The following is a 7455-nucleotide window of genomic DNA, read 5'->3' as shown; positions in this document are numbered from 1 at the left end:
TGACGGGATCTGTCCTTAGTACGAGAGGACCGGGATGGACTCACCGCTGGCGTACCGGTTGTTTGGCCGCAGGCACGGCCGGGTAGCTACGTGGGGATCAGATAAGCGCTGAAAGCATCTAAGTGCGAAACTGGCCTGAAGATGAGTGTTCCGGTATAAAGGGGTGTTGTAGACGACGACGTTGATAGGCGGTAGGTGGAAGCATAGAGATGTGTTGAGCCGAGCCGTACTAATGACCCCGGAAGCGTAAAGAATTTGCTTTTATGACCGCGTTGTGTTTGTGATATTAATTGGTTTATTGATTGGTCGAATCTCTCTCTGCGGGGCAAGAAACAAAGGTATTGACGGGTCAGGCTGTGAAGCCGGGCAGGTCAGAAGAGTCAACTGGTTGGTGCTTTGAAGGCGGGTGAACACCTCTTCCTTATCGAACAGAGCCGTTAAGCCCCGTACTGCCGATGGTACTGCTGTCACAGGTGGGAGAGTAGGAAAGTGCCACCATTGAAACAAGTGCGAGAGCCTGTCCACAACTGTGGGCAGGCTCTCCGCGTTTTAGAGAATATACGTTTTATAAGGTAGAAGTAGCGCAGAATTTGCTTTTCTTTATATTAGCATTCTATAAGTCAATCACATACATCAATGGCTGTCTTTAAATTACAAATCAACGGTCGGGCCTATCAGGCCGACGTGGACGCTGATACCCCATTACTGTGGGTACTGCGTGATAATCTCGGATTGGTTGGTACGAAATACGGTTGTGGTATCGCGCAATGCGGAGCCTGCACCGTTCATTTGAATGGAGAAGCTACTCGTTCCTGTGTTTTGCCAGTGTCTGGCGTCGGTAAATCAAAAGTGACAACCATTGAAGGGTTATCTGCCGATGGTAATCACCCCGTTCAGCAAGCCTGGGACAAAGTGGATGTACCGCAATGTGGGTATTGCCAGGCGGGTCAGATTATGACAGCGGCTGCTTTGCTCAAGAAAAACCCAAAACCGACACAAGCTGAGATTGATGAGACCATGACTGGTAACCTGTGCCGGTGTGGCACGTACCACCGGATTCGGGAAGCGGTGATGGCTGCATCACAAACGTCAGCAACTCCATCCTCTAAAACGTCAAAATCGAAATAGTTATGCAGACGTTAGACAATACGAACCGTAGAGATTTTCTGAAGATAGCCGCTCTGACGAGTGGAGGCCTGATATTGGGTTTTAACTGGACGAAAACGCAAGCGGCTACCGCGCTTTCTGAAACGGATATAGCAGCCCTTTCTGGGGCTGAATTCAACAGTTATCTGTCCATAAACCCGCAAGGTGTCATTACCATCTTATCTCCCAATCCGGAAGTAGGTCAGGGAATCAAAACGGCGTTTCCCATCGTAGTTGCTGAGGAGTTAGATGCCGACTGGACTAAAATCGTTGTTGAACAGGCACCCCTGGATACAAAGAAGTTTGAGCGTCAGGTTGCCGGAGGAAGCGGCTCAATTCCGCATTCCTGGAAACGACTGCGAACGGCTGGTGCTACGGCCCGCCAGATGCTATTGGAGGCAGCCGCCAAACGCTGGAATGTTCCGGTATCTGACTGTACGACTGATAAAGGGTTTGTCTTGCATTCGGCCAGTAGCCGCAAACTGAGTTATGGTGAACTGGCTACGGATGCTTCCCAACAAACTGTTCCGGCGAATGTCAAACTGAAAGAAATAAAGGATTTCAAACTGATTGGTACGTCCATCAGGAATGTCGATAATCCAAAAATTACAATGGGAAAACCGCTGTTTGGTCTGGATTTCTATCGGGAGGGTATGCTTTTCGCGATGCTGCAACGACCTGCTTTCGGCTACAAATTAAAATCTGTCGATTCAGCAGCTGCCAAAGCGATGTCGGGGATTGTTGATGTTGTAACGTTTGATAATAATGTGGCTGTTGTCGGGAAGTCGACCTGGCAGGTGAAAAAGGCGAAGGATGCGCTCAAAATAGAGTGGGAGAAATCGGACACGCTGGAAAGTTCTGCCGATCATGATCGTATTTTAAAAGAACTCTTGGACAGCACTAATGCAACTGTCCGACGGAAAGATGGTGATGTGGAAGCGGCCTTTAAAAGTGCGGCAAAAGTGGTTAAGTCTGAATATCAGTGTCCATTTCTGTCGCATACGCCTATGGAGCCAATGAACTTTTTCGCCCACGTTCGGCCCGACGGGGTCGAATTGGTTGGTCCAACCCAAACGCCGGAACTGGCGCGTAACGAAACGGCTAAACTGTTAGGTATATCACCCGACAAAGTAACCGTACAGCTTACCCGTATGGGGGGCGGCTTCGGTCGTCGTTTGAAAGCCGATTACGTGGTAGAAGCGGTGCAGGTCTCGAAGATGATGAAAGCACCCGTGAAACTCATATGGACTCGCGAAGACGACATGACGGGCGGAAGCTACCGTCCGGCGGTTCGCTACCGCTTTGAAGCAGCACTGGATGCGCAGGGAAATATGATCGGTTACAAACTGCGTGGTGCCAGCATCAATGCTGGTAATGCCACCAGAGAGGATAACTTCCCTGCCGCAGCTGTTGATAATTTGCTGATTGACAGTGCCGATCATAAATCACCCGTTACAACCGGTCCCTGGCGTGCGCCAATCACCAATTTCCTGGCATTTGCCGAGCAGTCTTTTCTGGACGAAGTTGCTCAGGCGGCTGGTAAAGATCCGGTATTGTTTCGACTGGAGTTACTGGATAAAGCGAAGCAAAAGCCGGTTGGGGAACTCAAATATGATATTGACCGGATGAAGGGCGTTATTAATCTAGCCGTTGAAAAATCGGGCTGGGGTAAGAAAAAAGGGGCCGATGGTAAACCGGTGGCACAGGGATTCAGCGTTTATTTCTCGCACCGGTCCTACGTAGCACAGGTGGGAGAAGCCGTTATGCAGAAAGGTAAACCTGTATTGCAGAAAGTGTACTCAGCCGCTGACTGTGGCGTGATCATCAATCAGAGTGGTTCACAGCAGCAGGTGCGTGGTTGTGTCGTTGATGGTATTGGCCACGCCATGTACGGACACATAACCTTTAAGGACGGGGTGACGCAACAGAAAAACTTTAACGAATACCGCTTGATTCGCCTGAACGAAATCCCGGAAGTAGAGGTACATTTTGTTCAGAACGAGATTGACCCCACCGGCTTGGGTGAGCCATCTTTACCACCTGCCGGAGCAGCTATTGCCAATGCTATCTTTAAAGCCACTGGCAAGCGATTACGGAGTCAGCCATTTGTAGAGCAGGAAGAATTCAAGGATATATTGTCGTAAGCGTCAAATAAAGTAGGTACGCGTCTCGAAGCCCAGATTCAAATCTGGGCTTTTTTTTGAACACTACTCTCCCTCTGGTGCTTATTTAGTAAGCCATATTACTCCCTGAATAGATTGAGCGGGAGAAATTCAGGCGGTAGTACCTCCATTCAGCCTTGTTCGAAATAGTTTATGAAAACAGTAGACCTCGTTTTACTTATTTATGCCGGCATACTGGTTGTGCTGTCATTTGTTAATCTTCTTGGAATAGACTACTGGTGGGTACGGATCTGGGATTTCCCTCACCTGCAACTGTCCGTACTGGCATTGGCTGGATTGGTAGGCTGGGGGCTCCTGAGCAGACAAGTAGGATGGCCTATGATGCTAGTACCGGTGGGCTTATTTACCTGTTTAGTCTATCAGTGCTGGCTGATTTATCCATTTACGCCCCTGGCTAGAATGCAGGTAGTATCGTTAGCCAATCAAAGCAGCAATGACACTACTAGTAAGAACAATATTAAGTTGCTGGTTGCGAATGTGCTGATGGATAATAAGGAGGTGACTAAAATTATATCCATGGTTGACCAGTATGAGCCAGATATTGTACTACTACTCGAACCAGACAAACATTGGGAAAATGAGCTAAAATCTATAGAAAGTGACTATCCTCATCGCATTCTGTATCCCCTTGATAATACGTACGGAATGCTATTCTATTCCCGCCTGCCAATCAAAAATCAGGAAGTACGTTTTCTGATTCAGGATGATATTCCTTCCATGTACGCCCAGATCGAACTACCGTCGGGGCAACTCGTCCACTTTTATGGTGTTCATCCAATGCCCCCAAGTCCGACGGAACATTATCGATCAACTGAGCGCGATGCTGAACTATTGCTGGTGGCTAAAGAAGCCCGGAAACAGCAGGGCCCGGTGCTGGTGGCAGGGGATCTGAATGATGTAGCCTGGTCGCACTCAACCCGCCTGTTTCAGCGAATCAGCGGGCTACTTGATCCACGCATCGGAAGGGGACTTTATAACACTTACAATGCGTTTTACTTTTTCATGCGTTGGCCGTTGGACCATATATTCGTATCCGAGCATTTCCAGATGAAAGAAATTCGTCGTCTTCCGGATTTTGGGTCTGATCATTTTCCCATATTTACGTCTCTCACGTACACCGGCCCCGGTACGAAGTCAAAAAAAGAGGTACCTACGCCGGAGCATGACGATATAAAGGAAGCCAGGGAAACGATAAAGGAGGCCAAATAACCCCTCTTTTTCTATCGACGGTTTCCAGGGCATACCCCTTTGTCTTATTTTTGCCCAGCCTAATAAATTAACTGCTATGTTATCAGAAAATCGACCCATACGGGTTCTCGTTGTTGGATGCGGCAATATGGGTGCATCACACGCTACCGCTTACCAATTGATCGACGGGTTTGAAATTTGTGGTATTGTATCAACCGGGAATAGTAAGGTTGTTCTAAACGAAAAACTAGGCGGTGGTTATACCCTGTATGACGACTACGAAACTGCCCTGAACGACACAAAGCCGGATGCGGTTTGTATCTCCACCTATCCCGATACCCACGAATCATTCGCCCTCAAGGCCTTTGAGCAGGGCTGTCATGTGTTCATGGAGAAACCCATTGCCGATACGGTAGAAGGGGCAACACGGGTTATGGCGGCTGCGCAGAAGGCCGGGAAAAAACTGGTTGTGGGGTATATCCTGCGTCACCACCCATCCTGGGAGAAATTCGTTGAGCTGGCACAGGGATTGGGCAAGCCATTGGTTATGCGTATGAATCTCAATCAGCAGAGTCATGGTACGATGTGGACCGTACACCGGAATCTGATGAAAAGTCTGAGCCCTATTGTCGATTGTGGGGTGCATTACATCGATGTCATGTGCCAGATGACCCGGTCCAAACCAACCCAGGTGAACGCTATTGGCGCCCGACTGACGAATGATATTCCCGCTTCTAACTACAACTACGGTCAATTACAGATTCGGTTTGAGGACGGGTCTGTGGGCTGGTACGAAGCCGGGTGGGGACCGATGATGAGTGAAACCGCTTTCTTCGTTAAAGACGTTATCGGGCCGGATGGCTGCGTGTCTATTGTCGCCAAGAATGCCGGTGCTGCCGGAAAATCCGACAATGTGGACTCCCATACGAAAACCGAATCATTACGATTGCACCGGGCTGCGCTGGACGCCAATGACCAGTTTGTTGAAACCGATACCTGGATTGATATGCAGGATGAGCCCGACCATCAGGAATTGTGCAACCGCGAGCAACGCTATTTCCTGAAGGCTATCCAGGAAGACCTCAATTTGACCGACCACATGCAGGACGCGGTGAACAGCCTGCAAATTGCCTTTGCCTGCGATGAATCCGTTCGGACAGGTATGCCGGTATTTTTGTAGATTATGAATGATGAATTATAAATGATGCGCCGGTTAATGCATCATTTATAATTCATCATTATTTATACGTAGCGCTCCGTGATGTGCCGCGCCTGTACGTAGGTTTCGACGAGCAGGGAGTGGCGCGGCTGAGTCAACGCGGCTTCCAGGTCGGCAATGGTGTCCTTGAAAAGCAGGTTTACCGGAATTTCGTGCGATTCCTGTTTGCTCTTGATGTACATCAGTGAGGGACGAACGGTACCCAGCGCTGCCAACTCATTGTACTGACGTTTGGCGGCTATAAAACTTTCGTTACTGTTCCCGAACGAAACAACCCGCTCCGGTAACGGATTTACTTTTCGATGGGCTAATTGAGCGTCCAGTTCGGCCAGCATCCGTTTTAGTCGAAAGGTATCTTTGCCCGTGCGTATCCGTTCCCGAAGTGACTGTCGAATCAGGTAAGTAAGTGAATTGGTCAGGTTCAGGCCAATTTCAGCCATCTGCTTGAAAATCAACGACGAAGGTGACATGCCCGGAATCGTGTTTGGGTCGTGTAAAAGCACATCACCCGCAGCAGTCAGGAATCCATCAATTCGGGCGTATACGTTGATTCCCAGCCGTGTAAAAACCTCCGCTACGGCCAATTGAATCTTGCGGTTATTCTCCAGGCTTGTTTCAACCGGAATTCGTTTTTTTGTCGTATCAAGTTTATACTTCGAGTCGAAATCGAAACTGGTTACGTTATAAATTTCCGTCGGGGGGAGTGCAATGGCAAGTTGGTCGTCGTCCTGAATAACGCCACAGGAAAACTCCTGCCCACTAATAAATTCTTCGAACAGTACTTCGTCCTCGGCATTGACAGAACTGATCGTTAATGAGTGACCGAACGACTCTAGTAAAGCACCAAACTTTTCGAGTAGCTCTTTGGGATGAGTAAGCACCTCGCCGGTTTGCTCGATAACGACCGGGAAACTGATACCGGAATCGAGACTAACCATTTTCTGCGCCAATTCATGCCTGTGTTCGGGTGATAGGGTAGTCCACTCACTCAGTTGGCTCCACCCATCCGGTTGGACACTTGTGGTGAAGAAGCACTGTTCAACTGCCCGGCAAAACTGATTCAAGTCGGCTTCCCGTACAATGGCCACGCCGATGGAAGACCCCTGATGCGGTGCTTTTACCACAATGGGTAAGCCCAGATGCTCAATGAGAGACGTGAAAAACTGTGCCTTGTCGGTTTGCTCGTAATCATCCCGGCTTATGGTTGCCGTCTTCTTCTGTTGCCCATTTGTCAGTGCAATCAGTTCATTTTGTAGTATTTTGTTGATACCCACCGCCGACCCGGCCAGCCCCGGCCCGGTATAAGGCATTTTATACCATTCCAGCAATCCCTGAATAGCACCATCTTCGCAATCGGGGCCGTGCATTGCCAGAAAAGCCAGATCAAAGTGATCCCGAAAATGTTCGGGCCGGAGTTCGGGCAGTATTGTATCAAGCGTACCTGCCGCCAGTGACTCATCGTACACGGAAAACCCGGATTCATCCTGCGGCAATACGTCCCGTAGCGAATTTGCCTGTAGAAAATCGGGAGTAACAAGCCGGAAGCGTCCCCGCCCGTCAACGAAAACCAGTACTGGCTCGAACAACCCCTTATCCAGGTTGGCCAATGCCGTACGCCCCCCGGCAAAGGACACTTCGCGTTCCCGCGCCGGTCCACCAAAAAAAATGCCTATTCTCACGAAATTGATAGCTATTGGAAGCTACAAAGAAACGAAAAAA

Annotated in this window: 5 protein-coding genes and 2 rRNA genes; 6 read left to right on the top strand and 1 reads right to left on the bottom strand. The window is 49.1% G+C overall.

Features of this window, described 5'->3' with window-relative positions; genetic code table 11:
• The 6 genes from B156_RS0112005 to B156_RS0111980 form a co-directional block, all read left to right on the top strand.
• Nucleotides 1-254 (top strand): 23S ribosomal RNA (locus tag B156_RS0112005); the annotation flags it as partial.
• A gap of 133 nt (nt 255-387) precedes the next feature.
• Nucleotides 388-498, top strand: a 5S ribosomal RNA gene (gene rrf, locus B156_RS0112000).
• Between the two features lie 138 nt (nt 499-636).
• A complete protein-coding gene (locus B156_RS0111995) occupies nt 637-1128 on the top strand; it encodes a (2Fe-2S)-binding protein (RefSeq protein WP_018619967.1) in 492 nt (163 codons plus the stop codon).
• Between the two features lie 2 nt (nt 1129-1130).
• Entirely contained in the window at nt 1131-3290 is a 2160-nt protein-coding gene (locus B156_RS0111990) for a xanthine dehydrogenase family protein molybdopterin-binding subunit (protein WP_018619966.1), read from the top strand.
• Nucleotides 3291-3461: 171 nt separating this feature from the next.
• Nucleotides 3462-4538, top strand: a complete 1077-nt coding sequence (locus tag B156_RS0111985; protein ID WP_018619965.1) for an endonuclease/exonuclease/phosphatase family protein — start codon at nt 3462-3464, stop codon at nt 4536-4538.
• Between the two features lie 76 nt (nt 4539-4614).
• Complete coding sequence (locus tag B156_RS0111980; protein ID WP_084757722.1) at nt 4615-5697, top strand: Gfo/Idh/MocA family protein; 1083 nt, start codon at nt 4615-4617, stop codon at nt 5695-5697.
• Between the two features lie 62 nt (nt 5698-5759).
• Here B156_RS0111980 and B156_RS0111975 read toward each other — a convergent pair whose 3' ends face one another.
• Nucleotides 5760-7415, bottom strand: a complete 1656-nt coding sequence (locus B156_RS0111975) for a D-alanine--D-alanine ligase family protein (RefSeq protein ID WP_018619963.1) — start codon at nt 7413-7415, stop codon at nt 5760-5762.
• Nucleotides 7416-7455: the final 40 nt, after the last annotated feature.

The sequence above is a fragment of the Spirosoma luteum DSM 19990 genome (genome assembly GCF_000374065.1).
Lineage (GTDB): Bacteria > Bacteroidota > Bacteroidia > Cytophagales > Spirosomataceae > Spirosoma > Spirosoma luteum.
Note: the sequence above shows the minus strand (reverse complement) of the source record. Positions and strands in the feature narration are given on the sequence as shown.

What these genes read in the sequence shown, in the direction of transcription:
- B156_RS0111980 (WP_084757722.1), top strand. Translation starts at nt 4,615, where the DNA reads ATGTTATCAGAAAATCGACCCATACGGGTTCTCGTTGTTGGATGCGGC.
- B156_RS0111985 (WP_018619965.1), top strand. Translation starts at nt 3,462, where the DNA reads ATGAAAACAGTAGACCTCGTTTTACTTATTTATGCCGGCATACTGGTT.
- B156_RS0111990 (WP_018619966.1), top strand. Translation starts at nt 1,131, where the DNA reads ATGCAGACGTTAGACAATACGAACCGTAGAGATTTTCTGAAGATAGCC.
- B156_RS0111995 (WP_018619967.1), top strand. Translation starts at nt 637, where the DNA reads ATGGCTGTCTTTAAATTACAAATCAACGGTCGGGCCTATCAGGCCGAC.